The sequence below is a fragment of the Brucella sp. TWI432 genome, assembly GCF_039674445.1.
Taxonomy (GTDB): domain Bacteria; phylum Pseudomonadota; class Alphaproteobacteria; order Rhizobiales; family Rhizobiaceae; genus Brucella; species Brucella chromiisoli.
Genome location: NZ_JBDJNL010000001.1, coordinates 267,271 through 284,981, shown reverse-complemented (window position 1 = coordinate 284,981; position 17,711 = coordinate 267,271). Strand labels below are relative to the sequence as shown.

Below are 17,711 nucleotides of genomic sequence, written 5' to 3'. Positions count from 1 at the left end.
CCACAAGGAGCGACGATGATCCATATCCGAAAATCCACACCTGCCGACGCCCCTGCCCTTACGGCTATCTGGCGCGCAAGCGTTCTGGCGACGCACGATTTTCTCAGCCGTGAAGATTTCGATGAGATCGAAAAGCTGGTCGGCGAACAATATCTGCCAAATGTGGAAGTCGATGTTATCGAGGATGAGGGCAAACCGGTCGGCTTCATGGGCATGACCGATAACAATATCGACAGCCTGTTCATTTCGCCCGATCAGCGCGGCAAGGGTATTGGCAAACATATGATTACGCACGCGAAAAAACGCGGCACGCTGACCGTTGATGTGAACGAGCAGAACACGCAAGGCTTAGGCTTTTATCGCCATGTGGGTTTTGTCGAAACAGGTCGTTCGGAAACCGATGATCAGGGACGCCCTTATCCGCTGTTGCATCTCAAACTTGAGGATTACAGCAGCTCCAGTTAAGATTGAACCGCTGTAACTGTTTGTTTTTACGCATTATCCGATGCAAAACCGCTTCGCACTTTTGCTGGAAATGCTATAAAATCCGGGCCACGCCAATTGCTGAGAAAACCATGCTCACAAAAGGCAATTCGGGAGCAATTGACATACTCCCCTATAGTATATAGGCTTCGTGAAAATCGGGAGATTCCATGCCGCATTCACCGGAAGACAAGAAGCGCGCTTTGACGCGCCTGCGCCGTATTAAAGGGCAGGCCGAGGCGCTGGAGCGTGCGGTGGAAGAAGGTACGGAATGTGCGGCCCTTTTGCAGCAGATTGCAGCAATGCGCGGGGCTGCCAACGGATTGATGGCGGAAGTGCTGGAAAGCCATTTTCGCGAGACATTCGGAAAAGCACGCGAGACAATAGCTCGCGATGCTGTGGCTGATCCCGATGCAGAGATCGACGAAATCATGCGGATTTTGCGCACCTATCTCAAATAGGTCGCACGGAAAAAAGGATTGCAAACATGAAGTCACGCGCAGCCGTTGCCTGGGAGGCAAAAAAGCCGCTCACCATCGAAACCGTTGAAATCGGTGGCCCACGCGCTGGCGAAGTGCTGGTCGAAATCATGGCGACCGGCGTTTGCCACACCGACGCCTACACGCTTTCCGGTCTTGATTCAGAAGGCAAGTTTCCGGCAATCCTAGGCCATGAAGGTGCTGGCATTGTGCGCGAAGTGGGTGCGGGTGTGACTTCGGTCAAGCCGGGCGATCACGTGATCCCGCTTTACACGCCGGAATGCCGCCAGTGCAAAACCTGCCTGTCGCAGCGTTCGAACCTCTGCACCTCGATCCGCGCAACGCAGGGTCAGGGCCTGATGCCAGACCGCACCACCCGCTTTTCATGCGACGGCGGCGAAGTGTTCCATTATATGGGCTGCTCGACCTTCTCGAACTTCACCGTTCTGCCGGAAATCGCAGTTGCCAAGGTTCGCGAAGATGCGCCTTTTGACAAGATCTGCTATATTGGTTGCGGCGTCACCACCGGCATTGGCGCGGTTATTTACACGGCAAAAGTTCGTCCGGGTTCCAATGTTGTGGTGTTCGGTCTTGGCGGCATTGGCCTCAATGTCATTCAGGGCGCGCGCATGGTTGGTGCAGACAAGATCATTGGTGTGGACATCAATCCATCCAAGGTGGAAATGGCCAAGAAATTCGGCATGACCGACTTTATCAACCCGCGCGAAATCGGCAATGACAAGGTCGTGCAAGCCATTCAGGACCTGACGGACGGCGGCGCGGATTATTCGTTCGATGCCACCGGCAACACCGATGTCATGCGTCAAGCGCTCGAATGCTGCCATCGCGGCTGGGGTGAATCGATCATCATCGGCGTGGCCGAAGCCGGCAAGGAAATCGCGACACGTCCGTTCCAGCTCGTCACCGGACGCGTCTGGAAGGGCACTGCCTTTGGTGGCGCACGCGGTCGTACCGATGTGCCGAAAATCGTTGACTGGTACATGGAAGGCAAGATCGACATCGACAGCCTCATCACCCACACCATGCCGCTTGATGAAATCAACACGGCCTTTGATCTGATGCATGAAGGCAAGTCCATCCGCTCGGTGATTGTGTACTGATGGGTGAAAAGCGTTTCATTTCCCATTGGGATGAAATCGACAAGCTGACCCCGCGCGCGCTTTATGCGATGCTGAAGCTGCGCGTGGACGTTTTTGTGGTGGAGCAGAATTGCCCATACCCCGAAATCGACGGCAAGGATTACGACGCGTTTCACTTGCGCATTCTCGATGGTGAAGAACTTGCAGCGAGTTTGCGGGTTCTGCCGCCGGAGAAGGATGGCAAGCCGGTGAAAATCGGACGTGTCGTCGTGGCGCGGGATTATCGTGGTTACAAGCTTGGTCAGCGGCTGATGAAAGAGGCGATTGTCTTTGCACAGGCGCGTTTTCCGGGCATTGCCATCGAGCTTGGCGGACAGAGCCATTTGCAGAAATTCTATGGCTCATTCGGCTTTGTCGCTGTTTCGGAAGAATATCTCGAAGACGGTATTCCGCATGTCGACATGCGGCTTACACCACAGGAAAGTGCCACCTGATGCTTTTGCTACACCGCCATATGTCCTTTTATCTGGCAGCCATTGGCGGTGCGGCAATCTTCATTATTGCCTGGCTTTTAAAAAGTCCGCTCGCCCCGGTCATCGGGGCCAACTGTTTCTTTGTGCTCTATCTCGTTCTGGCGCTTGTGGCTTTACCCAAGCTCACAGCGTCCTATCTTAAAAAACATGCAGCAACAGCGGATGAGCCTACCTGGATCATTTTTCTGGTGACTTTTGCCACCGTTGTTGTGGCGATCGTGTCGCTGTTCGTTCTGATCAATCAGAAACCCCAAGCCGATCTGTTTTCGCTGATTATGACGCTTGCCGCGGTACCGCTGGGATGGTGCACAATCCACATGATGACGGCGATTCACTACGCTCATATGTTTTGGCAACCAACAGAACCTGCCGGAAAAGATTCAGCCCATGCCAGCCGCGTGAAAGGTGGATTTGCATTTCCTGAGACGCCCGCGCCATCCGGCTGGGATTTCGCCTATTACGCCTTCACCATCGGCATGACGGCACAGACTTCCGACACCAATGTCACGACGACCGCGATGCGAAAAGTAACGCTTCTGCACAGCGTCGTGTCATTCTTTTTCAATACGGTCCTTGTCGCAGCGACAGTGAATGTGGTCGTGGCGCTTGGGAGTTAGGGTTATTCATGGAAACGATCTCAACTGCAAAATGCTTTGGTGGAACACAGGGCGTCTATCGTCATAAAAGCGAAACCAATCAGTGCGAAATGACCTTTGCCGTTTTCCTGCCGCCACAGGCCAAGGACGGTCCGGTGCCTGTGCTGTGGTATCTCTCCGGCCTTACCTGCACGCATCAGAATGTGATGGACAAGGGTGAATATCGGCAAAAGGCTTCCGAATTGGGAATTGCCGTTATTTGCCCGGATACCAGCCCACGCGGTGAACATGTGCCTGACGAGCCGCAGAACTGGCAGTTTGGCAAAGGTGCTGGCTTTTATGTCGATGCCACGCAGGAGCCTTTTGCCAAGAACTATCAGATGTATAGCTACATCACCAAGGAACTGACCGAGCTGGTGGCACAAGAATTCCCGCTCGACATGGCGCGTCAGGCCATCACCGGCCATTCGATGGGCGGACATGGTGCATTAACGATTGCGTTGAAAAATCCTGAGCGCTTCAAATCTGCATCGGCTTTCGCACCGATTGTTCAGCCTTCAACAGCCGACTGGTCGAAGCCTGCATTTCAAAAATATCTCGGTATGGAAGAGCGCGCATGGCGCGCCTATGACGCGACGTTGCTGATTGAGGATGGCGCGCGCTTTCCTGAGTTTCTGATCGATCAGGGCACGGCAGATGGTTTTCTCGATGAAGGTCTGCGTCCTTGGCTATTGGAAGAAGTCTGCAAGAAAGCTGGCATCCCACTCACACTCAATATGCGCGAAGGCTATGACCATTCCTATTTCTTCATCTCGTCCTTCATGGATGAGCATCTCCAATGGCATTCCAAACATCTTGGCCGTTAAAAATTGGCGATGTGCGTTGGTAAGCCCGCTGTTAAGTTGACTGACAAACGCATCGCTATGACAGGAGCGCCAGGATGAAGGATAAAGTTGTCACGGTAGGTGCCATGCTGGTCAATGACGAGCGAAAAATTCTGATGGGCCTGCGCTCACCGTGGAAGAAGGCGTGGCCCAATCATTGGGATGCGCCGGGAGGTCATGTTGAGCCCGGTGAAACACTGGAACAGGCGCTGGTTCGGGAGATGGGCGAAGAACTCGGCATTCGTCCAACGCAGTTTCAGAAGATCGGCGCAGTGGATGAGAAAAGGCCGGACCTATACGGCGATTCCATCAGCCATATTTATCAGATTACGGAATGGGACGGTGGCGAACCGCGAAACGTTTGCGATGAACATTCTGAGCTTGGATGGTTCAGTCCCGATGACCTTGAAAGCCTCAGTAATTTGGCTGATCCCGAATATCCGCGTCTTGCCCGGATCGCCATTGGGGTCGCCTAACGCCTCACCACCTTCATCGGCAGACCGCCCTGTGGCTGGGTTGTGAGTTTCTGCACCGGCCATGGCTTTGTCGTCTCCAGCACGTCAAAACGACGGCCATCAAGCAAGGTTGCAAGCGCAATCACCGCCTCCTGAAGCGCGAAGCTTGCACCGATGCAGACCCGCGGACCTGCACCAAATGGCAGATATTGAAAGCGATCAAGTTTGTCGCGGTTTTCGGGCCAGAAGCGTTCAGGCATGAAGGCATCCGGCTGATCCCAGTAAAGCCTGTGACGGTGGATCACCCACGGCATCACCAGAACAGCCGTTCCCTTGGCAATTTTCAAATCTCCATAGGTGTCATCCGTTGCGGCCTCGCGGTTGATTGACGGCGCTGGCGGATAAAGCCGCATTGCTTCTTCAAAAGCTGCACGCGTCAGCGGCAATTTTGCCAGCCACTCCTGCGGCGGCAGCTCATGTCCACCACCTGCAAAAAATGCATCGATCTCAGCCTCAACACGCGCGCGTTCCTGCGGTGCCTTGGCGAGCGGAAAGAATATGAAAATCAATAACAACATTATAAATACATTCCAGAAATCAACGAATTAGCTTAATTATTCCATATATAAAAATAATAATATATCGATAAAACAATAAATAATACTTATGATATATTCTGTTAAAAATAACAGGTTCTAACATTAATTGACTTGTAATAATTTACTGGGTGTCACCTAAAATTATTACAAGTCAAGCAATGTTACTTTTAAATAATTATATTGGATTTACAGATGCTAGATATTCGATACCTATCACCCGGGTCATTTGGCTCAATGCGCTGGAACAGCTTCGAGGCTGAAGAAATGTTTATAACTGGTTATCGTTTAGATCGCGGTACCCCTCTACAAGTAATTAAAAATGGCTTCGATTCAAGCGAATTTTACCCAAAAAATCCGTACGCATCACCACACCTTACAAATAATAACATTCAATTTGTTGGCAGTAGAGACGGTCTAAATAAATACATCAGCAATTCACAAATCAAAGTTATTGATTATAGGAGTTTTTCAGAGTTAAGGAACCTGCATCGCAACGATACCTCCTTAGAATCACCTTACAATAATATAAAAAACGACAATACTTATTTGTATAAAATAAAAACAAGTACACATAACTCCCTATCGATTAAATATGGAATAGATAAATATGGCGATAAATTCACTACCTATATAGGATTTGGTGGAAAATCCGAATTAAAAAGAGAAAATAATATTTTATTAGATGGATCAATGACAATTGAAAGGAATCATCAATTCATGGATCAATTTCCACATATAATAAAAAAACTCAATGGATATATGTACTCGAAAAGTGAAATAGATGCTCTTGATGTAAATAGGAAAACCATTAATAAAGGAATAAAAAACTCATACAATTTTCACTATAGTAAACTAAATCAAGACTTTCCAGTCACTGAATTTATGTCATTGGAGCCGCTTGATTTGGCAATATAGTTGCTGAAAATAGATACCTAAAATTTATATTCTCATCACCACCTTCATCGGCAGACCGCCCTGTGGCTGGGTTGTGAGTTTCTGCACCGGCCATGGCCTTGTCGTCTCCAGCACGTCGAAACGACGGCCATCAAGCAAGGTTGCAAGCGCAATCACCGCCTCCTGAAGCGCGAAGCTTGCACCGATGCAGACCCGCGGACCTGCACCAAATGGCAGATATTGAAAGCGATCAAGTTTGTCGCGGTTTTCGGGCCAGAAGCGTTCAGGCATGAAGGCATCCGGCTGATCCCAGTAAAGCCTGTGACGGTGGATCACCCACGGCATCACCAGAACAGCCGTTCCCTTGGCAATTTTCAAATCTCCATAGGTGTCATCCGTTGCGGCCTCGCGGTTGATTGACGGCGCTGGCGGATAAAGCCGCATTGCTTCTTCAAAAGCTGCACGCGTCAGCGGCAATTTTGCCAGCCACTCCTGCGGCGGCAGATCATGTCCACCACCTGCAAAAAATGCATCGATCTCAGCCTCAACACGCGCGCGTTCCTGCGGTGCCTTGGCGAGCAAATAGAGCGTCCAGCCAAGCGCACGGGCCGTCGTCTCATGCCCCGCCCCAATGAAAGTGATGATGTTATCTTCAATTTCCGAGCGGCTCAAACCGTCCGGTCCCTCGGCGCGCAAAAGCAAGGTCAGGAAATCATTCGGAACGTCTTCGCCTTTATCCATGCGTGTTTTGCGCAAGGCGATTGTATCAGAAACCAGTTCGCGGAAGAAACTCAGCGATTTGTTGCCGCGTAATCGCGTGAAGCGGGGCAGCCATTCGGGCAAGCCAAGAAGATCAAATGGATCGACGCGGCCCATGGTTTCAAAAAGCTTGTCGATCTGGCGGGCGAAATCATTCGGATCACCGGCAATTTCGCCGGAGAACAACGTTTCCGCGAGAATGTCATAGGTGAGCAGCGTCATGTCGTGCGCGACATCGGTGATGATGCCGTTGGTCTTGTAACGCTCGACAAACTGGCGGGAGCGATCGCGCATGGCGAGCGCAAAACCGCCGATATGACGCGGGGTAAAGACCGGCGCCATCGCCTTGCGCGAGCGCTTCCAGACTTGGCCCTCGGCAGTCAGCAATCCATCGCGCAGAAGCGGGCGGAGCACGCGCTGGCGGATGGCAGACATTGGATAGTTTGCAGCATTATCGACCAGCACATGACGGATGAGGCCGGGATCATTGGCTATGATGGTTTTGATACCCAGCCAGCTTACCGAAACCCAAGGGTCGTTATAGGAAGGCTCACCCCACAATTCGAGCGGGTTCTTGTAAACCACACGCATCATCTCGAAGCGCCCAACCGGCTTTTCGCGCGGGCGCGGTGCGGGCGGCACGAAAGGGCTGGCGGCTTTTTTCATCGCAATTTTGCTTTCCATGACGTGCTCCTCGTGTCGAGAATGTCCCCGTCAGATAAGCATATAAGGGGCAATTGTGGCACTTCCAGAGATTGCGCACCACCCTGACGCTTCATCCTGCACCAAATGAGTGGAATCCCCGGCAAATTTGACCCCAAAATTTGGAAAAATCGCCGTTAACGCCTATATTAAAGCCATGTTTGTCGTGTGATTCGACAGGGTATTTGATGCTGCCATTGCAGCAGGCTTTAAGGCTGCATTCGCGGCGCATTTTCGAAAGATTTTCATGAGCGAGACTCCAGAGATGAATTCCGAAGCCCCCGCCGAATATGGCGCGGATTCCATTCGTGTTCTGAAAGGCCTCGACGCAGTTCGCAAGCGTCCGGGCATGTATATTGGTGATACGGATGACGGCTCAGGCCTGCATCACATGGTCTATGAAGTCGTGGACAACGCCATTGACGAAGCGCTGGCGGGACATGCAACGCTTGTCACCGTCACACTCAATGCCGATGGCTCTTGCACCGTAACCGATAACGGTCGCGGTATTCCGACTGACATTCACAAGGAAGAAGGCGTTTCGGCTGCCGAAGTCATTATGACCCAGCTCCATGCTGGCGGTAAGTTCGACCAGAATTCCTATAAGGTTTCCGGTGGTCTGCACGGCGTTGGCGTCTCGGTTGTGAACGCGCTTTCAATCTGGCTGAGATTGAAAATCCGCCGCGCTGGCAAAATTCACGAAATGGCCTTCACGCATGGCGTTGCCGATGCGCCGCTCATCGTTACCGGTGATGCTGGCAGCGATACAGGCACCGAAGTAAGCTTCCTGCCCTCGCCTGAAACATTCACCATGGTTGATTTTGACTATGACACGCTGGAGCGTCGTCTGCGTGAATTGGCATTCCTGAATTCCGGTGTGCGCATCCTGCTTTCTGATCGCCGCCATGCCGACGTCAAGGAGCAGGAACTGCACTATGACGGTGGTGTTGTTGAGTTCGTGAAATATATCGACCAGAGCAAGAAATCGCTTCTGGAAACACCGATTTATATCAAAAGCGAAAAAGACGGTATGACCGTTGAAGTCGCGATGTGGTGGAATGATTCCTACCACGAAAAGGTGCTGTGCTTCACCAACAACATTCCACAGCGCGATGGTGGCACCCATCTGGCCGGTTTCCGCGGCGCACTGACACGTCAGGTGACGGGCTATGCGGATTCGTCCGGCATGACCAAGAAGGAAAAGGTCAGTCTGACCGGCGATGATTGCCGTGAAGGTCTGACCGCCGTTCTTTCGGTCAAGGTTCCCGATCCAAAATTCTCGTCGCAGACCAAGGACAAGCTGGTTTCCTCGGAAGTGCGTCCAGTGGTGGAAAGCCTCGTCAATGAAGCGCTTTCAACCTGGCTGGAAGAGCACCCATCCGGCGGCAAGATCATTGTTGAAAAGGTTATTCAGGCAGCCGCCGCTCGCGAAGCAGCCCGCAAGGCACGCGACATCACCCGCAAAAGCAATCTGAGCGTGACGTCGCTTCCCGGCAAGCTGGCCGACTGTCAGGAACGTGATCCTGCAAAGTCAGAAATCTTCATCGTCGAGGGTGATTCCGCTGGCGGTTCCGCAAAGAGCGGTCGTTCGCGCCAGAATCAGGCGATTCTGCCGCTGCGCGGTAAGATCCTCAATGTGGAACGCGTGCGCTTTGACCGCATGATCTCGTCCGATCAGGTCGGCACACTGATCACAGCGCTTGGCACGTCGATCGGCAAGGATGAGGCGCACGGCTTCAATCCTGACAAGCTGCGCTACCACAAAATCATCATCATGACGGATGCTGACGTCGACGGTGCGCATATTCGGACGCTGCTGTTGACCTTCTTCTTCCGTCAGATGCCCGAGCTGATTGAACGCGGCCATATTTATATCGCACAGCCACCGCTCTATAAGGTGTCGCGCGGCAAGTCCTCGCAATATATCAAGAACGAAGCGGCCTTTGAGGATTTCCTCATCGAAACCGGCCTCGAAGAAGCGGCGCTTGCAATCAGCAGCGGCGAAGTCCGCGCCGGACCGGACCTTCGGTCGGTGGTTGATGATGCGCGCACGCTGCGTCAGCTTCTTTCGGGTCTGCATACGCGCTATGACCGCAGTGTCGTTGAACAGGCCGCGATTGCCGGCCTGCTCAACCCGAGTGCCAGCGCAAACGACACAACGTCGCACACGTCCGCAGATATCGTTGCCAAGCGCCTCGACATGATTTCGGAAGAAACCGAGCGTGGCTGGACGGCGCATGTCACCGAAGACGGCGGCTATCGCTTTGAGCGCATGGTGCGTGGTGTGAAGGATGTTGCCATTCTCGATATGGCCCTGCTCGGGTCTGCCGATGCCCGTCAGATCGACCGCGTGGCTTCGCGCCTGTCGGAAATTTTTGCCGAACCGCCAGTTCTGCGCCGCAAGGACAAGTCGGAAACGCTTTCCGGCCCGATGGCACTGCTGGATGCGATCTTCGCAACAGGCCGCAAGGGCCTGACGTTGCAGCGTTACAAAGGCTTGGGCGAAATGAACGCCGAACAGCTTTGGGAAACCACACTCGATCCAAATGTTCGTTCGCTGTTGCAGGTTAAGGTCAACGACGCGACCGATGCAGATTCGCTGTTCTCACGCCTGATGGGTGATGAAGTCGAGCCGCGCCGCGAGTTCATTCAAGAAAATGCACTCAGCGTTGCCAATCTGGACGTGTAGTTAAAAATAAAGCCCCGGAAGACAAAATCTTCCGGGGCTTTTTGCATATTGGATCAATGAAAAGGCCCCGCAAGCGGGGCCTTTTCATTGAGAACAATCAGGCACTACGTGGCTTCTTGGAAAAGCCTTCGCCGGATTTCTTGCCGTCCTTCTTGAAACCGTCTTTCTTGAAGTCGCCCTTTGGCTTTGACCAGCCACCTTTTGCGCCATCACGGGAATCGCTTCTTGGTTTGTCGCTGCGCGGCTTGAAATCGCGCTTGCCTTCGCGAGGCGTTGCATCACCACCAGCGCCTGCAACGGCTGGGCGGATGACAAGACCCTTTTCACCCGTGCCGCGTTCTTCAACCGAACGACGGAATTCATCGGCCTTTGAAGCGACGATTTCAAAGCGGGTTTCATTGTCGAAAATCTTGATCGAACCGACTTCACGCTTGGAAACATCGCCAGCCTTGCAGATCAGCGGCAACAGCCACTTTGGATCGGCACGATGCTTGCGACCGGCAGAAACCGAGAACCAAACGCCATCAAAACGCGCATTGCGGTCGAAACGTTCACCCGGCTCGCCACGATCAAAGCGCTCGCCCCGTTCTGGACGATCACTGCGCTCGCGCGGCTTCTTGCTGCCAACCGGATGAATCGGTGCATCAGAAACTTCTTCGGCGGCAGGGAGTGCTGCGAGTTCACGATTAAGGAAAGCGCTCGCGATCTGTTCGGGCGTATAACGCTCGGTCAATGCTTTCAACAGATCCTGATGCTCTTCTTCCACGGGCTGGCTGAGCGCGCTGCCGTTGAGAATGCGTTCGTAATTCTTGGCCTGAACTGCTGCAATGCCGGGAGCCGGAACAGTCTGGGCATCAAGCTTTGCCATATGCAAAAGACGTTCTGCAATGCGGCGACGCGAGAAAGGAACCACCAGAACGCATGTGCCCTTGCGGCCCGCACGGCCGGTACGGCCCGAACGGTGCAACATGGTTTCCGCATTGTTTGGCAAATCAGCGTGGATCACGAGATCAAGATTAGGCAGATCGATACCGCGGGCTGCAACATCGGTCGCAACGCAAACGCGGGCACGGCCATCACGCATCGACTGGAGCGCGTTGTTGCGCTCGGCCTGACTCAATTCACCCGAAAGTGCCACAACTGCAAAGCCACGATTGGAAAGGCGGCTCGCCATATGCTTCACAGCTTCACGGGTTGAGCAGAAAATGATCGAGTTCTGTGCATCATAATAAAGAAGCGTATTGATGATCGCGTGGTCGCGTTCCTGCGGTGGAACCGGCATCGCGAAATAATCAATATCCGCATGCTGTCCGGCTTCACCGGCAGCAGAAATGCGCAGCGCATCTTTCTGGAAACGCTTGGCAAGCTGTGCAATCGGCTTTGGTACGGTTGCCGAGAACATCAATGTGCGACGGTCTGCCGGTGCTTCGCCCAGAATGAATTCGAGATCTTCACGGAAGCCCATATCGAGCATTTCGTCGGCTTCATCAAGCACAACAACGCGCAGTTGCGACATATCCAGCGCATTGCGCGTAATATGATCGCGCAGACGGCCCGGCGTGCCGACAACAATATGCGAACCGCGTTCGAGCACGCGGCGCTCAGAACGGATATCCATACCGCCAACACAGGAAGCGATACGCGCACCGGTATCGGCATAAAGCCATTCCAGTTCGCGCTGAACCTGCAAAGCCAGCTCACGCGTTGGCGCAATAATCATGGCAAGTGGTGCGCCCGCATTCGCGAAGCGCAGCTCATCACCAAGGATTGTGGAAGCCATAGAAAGACCGAAAGCAACGGTCTTGCCGGAGCCGGTCTGTGCGGAAACGAGCAGATCGCCGTGAAGTGTTTCCGGTGCCAGAACAGCGTTCTGAACAGCGGTGAGTGTGTTGTAACCGCGAGCGGTTAATGCTCCGGAGAGAGCCGGAGCAATGGATTCAGGCAGAGACATGATTAACTTTCAAAAAAGCTTCACAAGTCGACACCCTTGGCCGCAAACCCTTTGGCCACAAACCCACTGACGACTACCGAAGCAACAGAATTGCCGCTTACCTATCGTGTCAGACCTCTCAGGTCAACCGGCTAAGCCCTCAATGCGCTTCATCCCAGTTATGCGCTGCACGCGCATCGACCTGTAGCGGCACAGAAAGCGACACGGCAGGCATGGCGGCATTTTCCATGACATGCCGCACGAGAGGGATTGTCTTCTCGACCTCATTTTCAGGCACTTCGAAGATCAATTCATCGTGGACTTGCAAGAGCATACGCGCGCTGAGCTTCTCATCGCTGAGTGCATTTTCCATACGGATCATAGCACGGCGGATAATATCGGCAGCTGAGCCCTGAATAGGGGCATTGATTGCTGCGCGTTCATTGAAGGCGCGAACCTGCGGATTGGAAGCCCGAATATCAGGATAATGCGCGCGGCGGCCAAAGATGGTTTCGACATAACCATGTTCGCGCGCAAAAGCCTTGGTCGCTTCCATATAATCTTTGATGCCCGGGAAGCGCTCGAAATAGGTGCGGATATATTGTCCTGCTTCTTCACGCGGAATGGAAAGCTGATTGGCGAGGCCAAAAGCCGAAATGCCGTAAATGATACCGAAATTGATCGCCTTGGCGCGGCGGCGCACTTCGGGAGCCATGCCTTCGACCGGAACGCCGAACATTTCCGAAGCGGTCATGGCATGAATATCGATGCCATCTGCAAAAGCCTGTTTCAGCTGCGCAATATCAGCAACATGCGCCAAAACACGCAATTCGATCTGGCTGTAATCGGCAGAAATCAGCTTGTTACCCGGTTCAGCGATGAACGCCGTTCTGATTTTGCGGCCTTCAGCCGTGCGCACCGGAATGTTCTGCAGGTTCGGCTCAGACGAAGACAGCCGCCCCGTTGATGTGGACGCCATTGCATAAGAGGTATGCACGCGTTTGGTCTGTGGGTGAATAAAGCCCGGCAGCGCATCGGTATAGGTGGATTTGAGCTTGGTCAGCTGACGCCAGTCAACGATCTTACGCGGCAGAGGCAGACCTTCGGCTGCCAGATCTTCGAGCACCTGCGCCGACGTGGACCACTGACCGGTTTTGGTCTTGGAGGCACCCGGAAGCCCCATCTTGCCAAACAGAATATCGCCAAGCTGCTTTGGCGATCCAATGTTGAATTTTTCGCCAGCCAGTTCGTAGATTTCATCTTCATAACGCGCAGCAGACTGCGCGAGATCGCCGGACAGGCGCGAGAGAACCTGCCGGTCAACCGAAATGCCGCGCTCTTCCATACGGGCCAGCACATCGACCAGCGGCCGTTCCAGACGTTCATAAACCGATGCAAGGCCTTCTGCGGCGAGACGTGGCTTCAACACCTGCCAGAGGCGCAGCGTCACATCGGCATCTTCGGCTGCGTAGGCCGTTGCACGATCAATCTCCACCATATCAAATGTGACTGCACTTTTGCCGCTGCCCGCCACGTCCTTATAAGCGATTGGCGTATGGCCGAGCCAGCGCTCGGACAATGGGTCCATACCATGGCCACCAGCGCCCGCATCCAGCACATAGGAAATCAGCATCGTGTCATCAAAAGATACGGTGTTAATGCCGTGACGACGCATGACCAGCCAGTCATATTTCATGTTCTGTGCGATCTTGAGGACGGACTTATCCTCAAGAATGCGCTTCAAAGCAGTCAGAGCCTGATCAAGCGGAATCTGCCCTTCAACCATGCCGCCGCCCAAAAGATCGCCTGCACCGGATTTATGCTGGAGCGGGATATAGGCAGCCTTGCCCGGAGCAAGAGCCAGCGAAAAGCCAATCAGATCGGCCTGCATCGGATCAAGCGAATTGGTTTCGGTATCGAAAGCAACAAGACCAGTCTCAATCGCTTCATCGAGCCACGCGTTCAGCGTGGAAAGATCGCGAATGCAAATATAGGCCGTGGTGTCGATTTTCTGCGCAAGCGCCGTTGAAGCACGGCTTTCAGCCAGCGCTTTGGGCGTGTAACCGCTGACATTAAGCGCTTCGCGAACTGCGGTTTCAGATGATGCAGAATCCGAGCTTGCCGGGACATCAACATCGGGGCCGTGCGCATCCGCACCCCACTCCGTTTCGATATGGCATGGTTCAACGGCCGATGCATCGGTGTCCGTTGCTTCCGCCACACGGCGCGTCAGCGATGTAAATTCCATCGCCTTGAGGAAGCCGATCAGCTTCGGGCCATTTTGTGGCTCAAGCACAAGGCCATCCAGATCAACATCCAGCGGCACATCGGTCTTGAGTGTGACGAGTTCGCGCGCGATCTTGGTCTGATCGGCATAGGCGATGATATTTTCACGGCGCTTGTTCTGCTTGATTTCAGATGCGCGGGCCAAAAGCGTATCAAGATCGCCAAACTCTTGGAGCAATTGTGCAGCGGTTTTAGGCCCGATACCCGGAATTCCGGGTATATTATCGGTGCTGTCGCCGGTCAACGATTGCAGGTCGATCATTTTTTCAGGTGGCACACCCCATTTCTCAACCACTTCCGGGATCGAAATCTGCTTGTCCTTCATGCTGTCATACATGGACACGCTCGGTGTGACGAGCTGCATGAGGTCCTTGTCGGACGAAATGATGGTGACATCGCCGCCCGCAGCCTCTGCCAGACGCGCATAGGTCGCGATCAGATCGTCGGCCTCAAAGCCTTCTTTTTCGATGCTTGGCAGATTGAAAGCACGTGTTGCCTGTCGGATCAGGCCGAATTGCGGAATCAAATCTTCCGGCGGTGCGGTGCGGTTGGCCTTATATTCGGGATAAATTTCCTTACGGAAAGTTTGTGACGAATAGTCAAAAATGACCGCGAAATGGGTCGGGACCACACCCACATCCGTATTGCGTGCATCTTTCAACAGCTTCCACAACATGTTGCAAAAACCGGACACAGCGCCCACCGGCAAGCCATCCGTCTTGCGGGTCAGGGGTGGCAGAGCATGATAGGCACGGAAAATATAGCCCGAGCCGTCGATGAGGAAGAGATGATCGCCTTTTTTCATGGCTTAGGATTAAAGGAAACAAAGCCCAAAGAAAACCAGCCATGTGTCAGGAGAAACGAGTGTCCACTTGAAAGGTGGCTTTTTCTCGCCTCGTTCATGCAAATCTCTTATTTTGATAACGTTTATGTTACGAATTTGTAATCTTAAATGCCCTTGAATAGCCACAGTTGCAGGGCCATTTGCAGTTCATCGACAGTATGTTGATCGCCGGTTTTCTGACCCGTCCCCCGTTGGATGCCGGTTGTAAGCGACAGCCTCATTCCCCTCTCCGGGCTGTCGTTTTTGAGTGTAGTGATATGGCCGTTGTGGTACCCCCTCACCGCAACGGCCAATTCATTTTCAGCTCTCAGTTTTGCGTTCATATTGGGTTTCTTCTTGGGCCTGCCAGTTGTACTGTGCAGCAGCATTACGACTCGTCAGGAAGTATCCATGTCCACCCAATCACTCGATAAAGTCCTCAATCATATCGATTCCAATCTCGATAAAAGCATCGACCATCTGTTCGATCTTTTGCGGATCAAGTCGATTTCTACCGATCCGGCTTACAAGGCCGATTGCCGTAAGGCGGCTGAATGGCTGGTCGAGGACCTCAAATCTATTGGTTTTGATGCGAGTGTGCGCGATACGCCCGGCCATCCGATGGTGGTTGCGCATCATGAAGGTGCAACCGCTGATGCGCCGCATGTGCTCTTCTACGGCCATTATGATGTGCAGCCGGTTGATCCGCTGAACCTTTGGGAAAATGATCCGTTCGAGCCAGCAATCAAGGATGTTGGCAATGGCCGCAAAATCCTCACCGGTCGCGGCACATCCGACGACAAGGGCCAGCTGATGACCTTTGTGGAAGCCTGCCGTGCTTATAAGGCCGTCAATGGCAACCTGCCGGTGAAAGTGACATTGCTGTTTGAAGGCGAAGAAGAATCCGGCTCACCATCGCTCAAGCCATTCCTTGATGCGCACAAGCAAGAGCTGAAAGCCGATGTGGCGCTCGTTTGCGACACCTCGATGTGGGACACTGAAACGCCAGCGATCAGCGTTGGTCTGCGCGGGCTGGTTGGTGAAGAGATTGTCATCAAGGCTGCGGACCGCGATCTGCATTCAGGCTTTTTTGGTGGCGCGGCGGCCAATCCTATTCATATTCTCGCAAAAATTCTTGCCGACCTGCATGATGAGACTGGCCGCGTCACCGTTCCGGGTTTCTATGAAGGTGTTGAAGAAACCCCGTCACAGATTTTGCAATCATGGGAAAGCCTTGGCCGCACGGCTGAAAACTTCCTTGGCCCCATTGGTCTTTCGATTCCCTCGGGCGAAAAAGGCCGCAGCATTCTCGAACTGACCTGGGCGCGCCCGACTGCGGAAGTCAACGGCATCATCGGCGGTTATACCGGTGACGGCTTCAAGACGGTGATTGCAGCGCAAGCTTCCGCCAAGGTTTCGTTCCGTCTCGTTCACAAGCAAGACCCGGTTAAAATCCGCGAAGCGTTCCGCGCTTTTGTGCAAGAGCGCCTGCCAGCCGATTGCTCGGTCGAGTTCCATCCGCATGGCGGTTCGCCTGCCATTCAGCTGCCATATGACTCACCACTGGTTTCCAAGGCCAAGGATGCGCTTTCCGACGAGTGGCCGAAGCCAGCCGTGCTGATCGCCATGGGCGGGTCGATCCCGATTGTTGGCGATTTCGACAAATTCCTCGGCATGGAATCCCTGCTCGTCGGCTTCGGCCTCGAAGATGATCGCATCCATTCGCCCAATGAAAAATATGAGCTCAACTCTTTCCACAAAGGCCAGCGCTCTTGGGTACGTATTTTGGCGGCGATTGCCGCCAAGTAAGGACAATTCAATGACTATCCGTTTTCATAAACACGATCTGCCGAACCTTGAGCATTATCAGGTGGATTCGGTGGCAATCGACACCGAAACGCTCGGCCTTAATCCGCATCGCGACCGCCTTTGCGTGGTGCAGATTTCGCCCGGTGACGGCACGGCAGACGTGATCCAGATTGAAGCAGGCCAGAAGAAGGCGCCCAATCTGGTCAAGCTTCTGAAAGATCGTTCGATCACCAAGATCTTTCATTTTGGCCGCTTCGACCTTGCTGTGCTGGCGCACGCTTTTGGCACCATGCCGCAGCCGGTTTTCTGCACGAAGATCGCATCCAAGCTCACCCGCACCTATACAGACCGCCATGGCCTGAAAGAAATCTGCGGCGAGCTGCTTGACGTTTCTATCTCAAAGCAGCAGCAGTCATCGGACTGGGCGGCAGAGGTTCTGTCACAGGCACAGCTTGAATATGCAGCATCTGACGTTCTTTATCTGCATCGGCTCAAAGCTGTGTTTGAACAGCGTCTGGAACGCGATGGCCGCACCAGACAGGCTGAGGCCTGCTTCAAGTTTCTGCCAACCCGCTCAGAACTTGATCTGATGGGCTGGCCTGAGACGGATATTTTCGCGCACGCGTAAAGCGCAATCAAATGGCGGCTTCAGGGAGCGTTCCGAACAGAACGCTCCCTTTATTTTTCTTA

16 protein-coding genes are annotated in these 17,711 nt (G+C 53.4%); 11 read left to right on the top strand and 5 right to left on the bottom strand.

The window, feature by feature from the left end; all coding sequences use genetic code 11:
• Positions 1-15 precede the first annotated feature (15 nt).
• From ABE527_RS01315 to ABE527_RS01285, 7 genes are all read left to right on the top strand, one after another.
• Positions 16-465: an acetyltransferase gene (locus ABE527_RS01315; RefSeq protein WP_499695854.1), complete on the top strand. Its 450-nt coding sequence runs from the start codon at positions 16-18 to the stop codon at positions 463-465.
• A gap of 188 nt (positions 466-653) precedes the next feature.
• Positions 654-944, top strand: a complete 291-nt coding sequence (locus ABE527_RS01310; protein WP_499693307.1) for a metal/formaldehyde-sensitive transcriptional repressor — start codon at positions 654-656, stop codon at positions 942-944.
• Positions 945-970: 26 nt separating this feature from the next.
• Positions 971-2,083: an S-(hydroxymethyl)glutathione dehydrogenase/class III alcohol dehydrogenase gene (locus ABE527_RS01305; protein WP_187543493.1), complete on the top strand. Its 1,113-nt coding sequence runs from the start codon at positions 971-973 to the stop codon at positions 2,081-2,083.
• Positions 2,083-2,556 (top strand): GNAT family N-acetyltransferase, encoded by a 474-nt coding sequence (locus ABE527_RS01300; protein ID WP_499695853.1) that lies wholly within the window; start codon positions 2,083-2,085, stop codon positions 2,554-2,556. The genes ABE527_RS01305 and ABE527_RS01300 overlap by 1 nt, the downstream gene beginning before the upstream one ends.
• Positions 2,556-3,212: a DUF1345 domain-containing protein gene (locus ABE527_RS01295; protein WP_499695852.1), complete on the top strand. Its 657-nt coding sequence runs from the start codon at positions 2,556-2,558 to the stop codon at positions 3,210-3,212. The genes ABE527_RS01300 and ABE527_RS01295 overlap by 1 nt, the downstream gene beginning before the upstream one ends.
• Positions 3,213-3,220: 8 nt before the next feature.
• Complete coding sequence (fghA, locus tag ABE527_RS01290) at positions 3,221-4,057, top strand: S-formylglutathione hydrolase (RefSeq protein WP_499695851.1); 837 nt, start codon at positions 3,221-3,223, stop codon at positions 4,055-4,057.
• A 74-nt stretch (positions 4,058-4,131) separates the two neighbouring features.
• On the top strand, positions 4,132-4,551 hold the full coding sequence (locus tag ABE527_RS01285; RefSeq protein ID WP_265982696.1) for an NUDIX hydrolase: 420 nt from the start codon (positions 4,132-4,134) through the stop codon (positions 4,549-4,551).
• On the opposite strand, the gene ABE527_RS01280 is transcribed toward ABE527_RS01285, so the two are convergent.
• On the bottom strand, positions 4,548-5,099 hold the full coding sequence (locus ABE527_RS01280; protein WP_499696311.1) for a cytochrome P450: 552 nt from the start codon (positions 5,097-5,099) through the stop codon (positions 4,548-4,550). The two genes, ABE527_RS01285 and ABE527_RS01280, sit on opposite strands and share 4 nt — an antisense overlap.
• A 222-nt stretch (positions 5,100-5,321) precedes the next feature.
• Between ABE527_RS01280 and ABE527_RS01275 the strand changes: the two genes are divergently transcribed.
• Entirely contained in the window at positions 5,322-6,044 is a 723-nt protein-coding gene (locus ABE527_RS01275) for a hypothetical protein (RefSeq protein ID WP_499695850.1), read from the top strand.
• A 24-nt stretch (positions 6,045-6,068) separates the two neighbouring features.
• Here the strand turns inward: ABE527_RS01275 and ABE527_RS01270 are convergent, their stop codons facing one another.
• Positions 6,069-7,448, bottom strand: coding sequence for a cytochrome P450 (locus tag ABE527_RS01270; RefSeq protein ID WP_499696310.1), 1,380 nt, complete (start codon positions 7,446-7,448; stop codon positions 6,069-6,071).
• Positions 7,449-7,731: 283 nt separating this feature from the next.
• On the opposite strand from ABE527_RS01270, the gene gyrB reads away from it, so the two are divergent.
• The gene (gene gyrB, locus ABE527_RS01265; RefSeq protein WP_265982695.1) at positions 7,732-10,173 is read left to right on the top strand and encodes a DNA topoisomerase (ATP-hydrolyzing) subunit B; all 2,442 of its coding nucleotides are present in this window, start codon (positions 7,732-7,734) and stop codon (positions 10,171-10,173) included.
• A 97-nt stretch (positions 10,174-10,270) separates the two neighbouring features.
• On the opposite strand, the gene ABE527_RS01260 is transcribed toward gyrB, so the two are convergent.
• The 3 genes from ABE527_RS01260 to ABE527_RS01250 all read right to left on the bottom strand — a co-directional run bounded on the left by ABE527_RS01260 (position 10,271) and on the right by ABE527_RS01250 (position 15,556).
• Positions 10,271-12,124, bottom strand: a complete 1,854-nt coding sequence (locus tag ABE527_RS01260; RefSeq protein ID WP_499695849.1) for a DEAD/DEAH box helicase — start codon at positions 12,122-12,124, stop codon at positions 10,271-10,273.
• 139 nt (positions 12,125-12,263) lie between these two features.
• The gene (gene polA, locus ABE527_RS01255; protein WP_265982693.1) at positions 12,264-15,194 is read right to left on the bottom strand and encodes a DNA polymerase I; all 2,931 of its coding nucleotides are present in this window, start codon (positions 15,192-15,194) and stop codon (positions 12,264-12,266) included.
• Positions 15,195-15,337: 143 nt separating this feature from the next.
• Positions 15,338-15,556 carry a hypothetical protein gene (locus tag ABE527_RS01250; protein WP_265982692.1) on the bottom strand — a complete coding sequence of 73 codons (219 nt, stop codon included), beginning with the start codon at positions 15,554-15,556 and terminating at the stop codon, positions 15,338-15,340.
• A gap of 67 nt (positions 15,557-15,623) precedes the next feature.
• On the opposite strand from ABE527_RS01250, the gene ABE527_RS01245 reads away from it, so the two are divergent.
• Both ABE527_RS01245 and ABE527_RS01240 read left to right on the top strand, forming a co-directional pair.
• A complete protein-coding gene (locus ABE527_RS01245) occupies positions 15,624-17,021 on the top strand; it encodes a dipeptidase (protein WP_265982691.1) in 1,398 nt (465 codons plus the stop codon).
• Positions 17,022-17,031: 10 nt separating this feature from the next.
• Positions 17,032-17,649 carry a ribonuclease D gene (locus ABE527_RS01240; RefSeq protein WP_265982690.1) on the top strand — a complete coding sequence of 206 codons (618 nt, stop codon included), beginning with the start codon at positions 17,032-17,034 and terminating at the stop codon, positions 17,647-17,649.
• Positions 17,650-17,711: the final 62 nt, after the last annotated feature.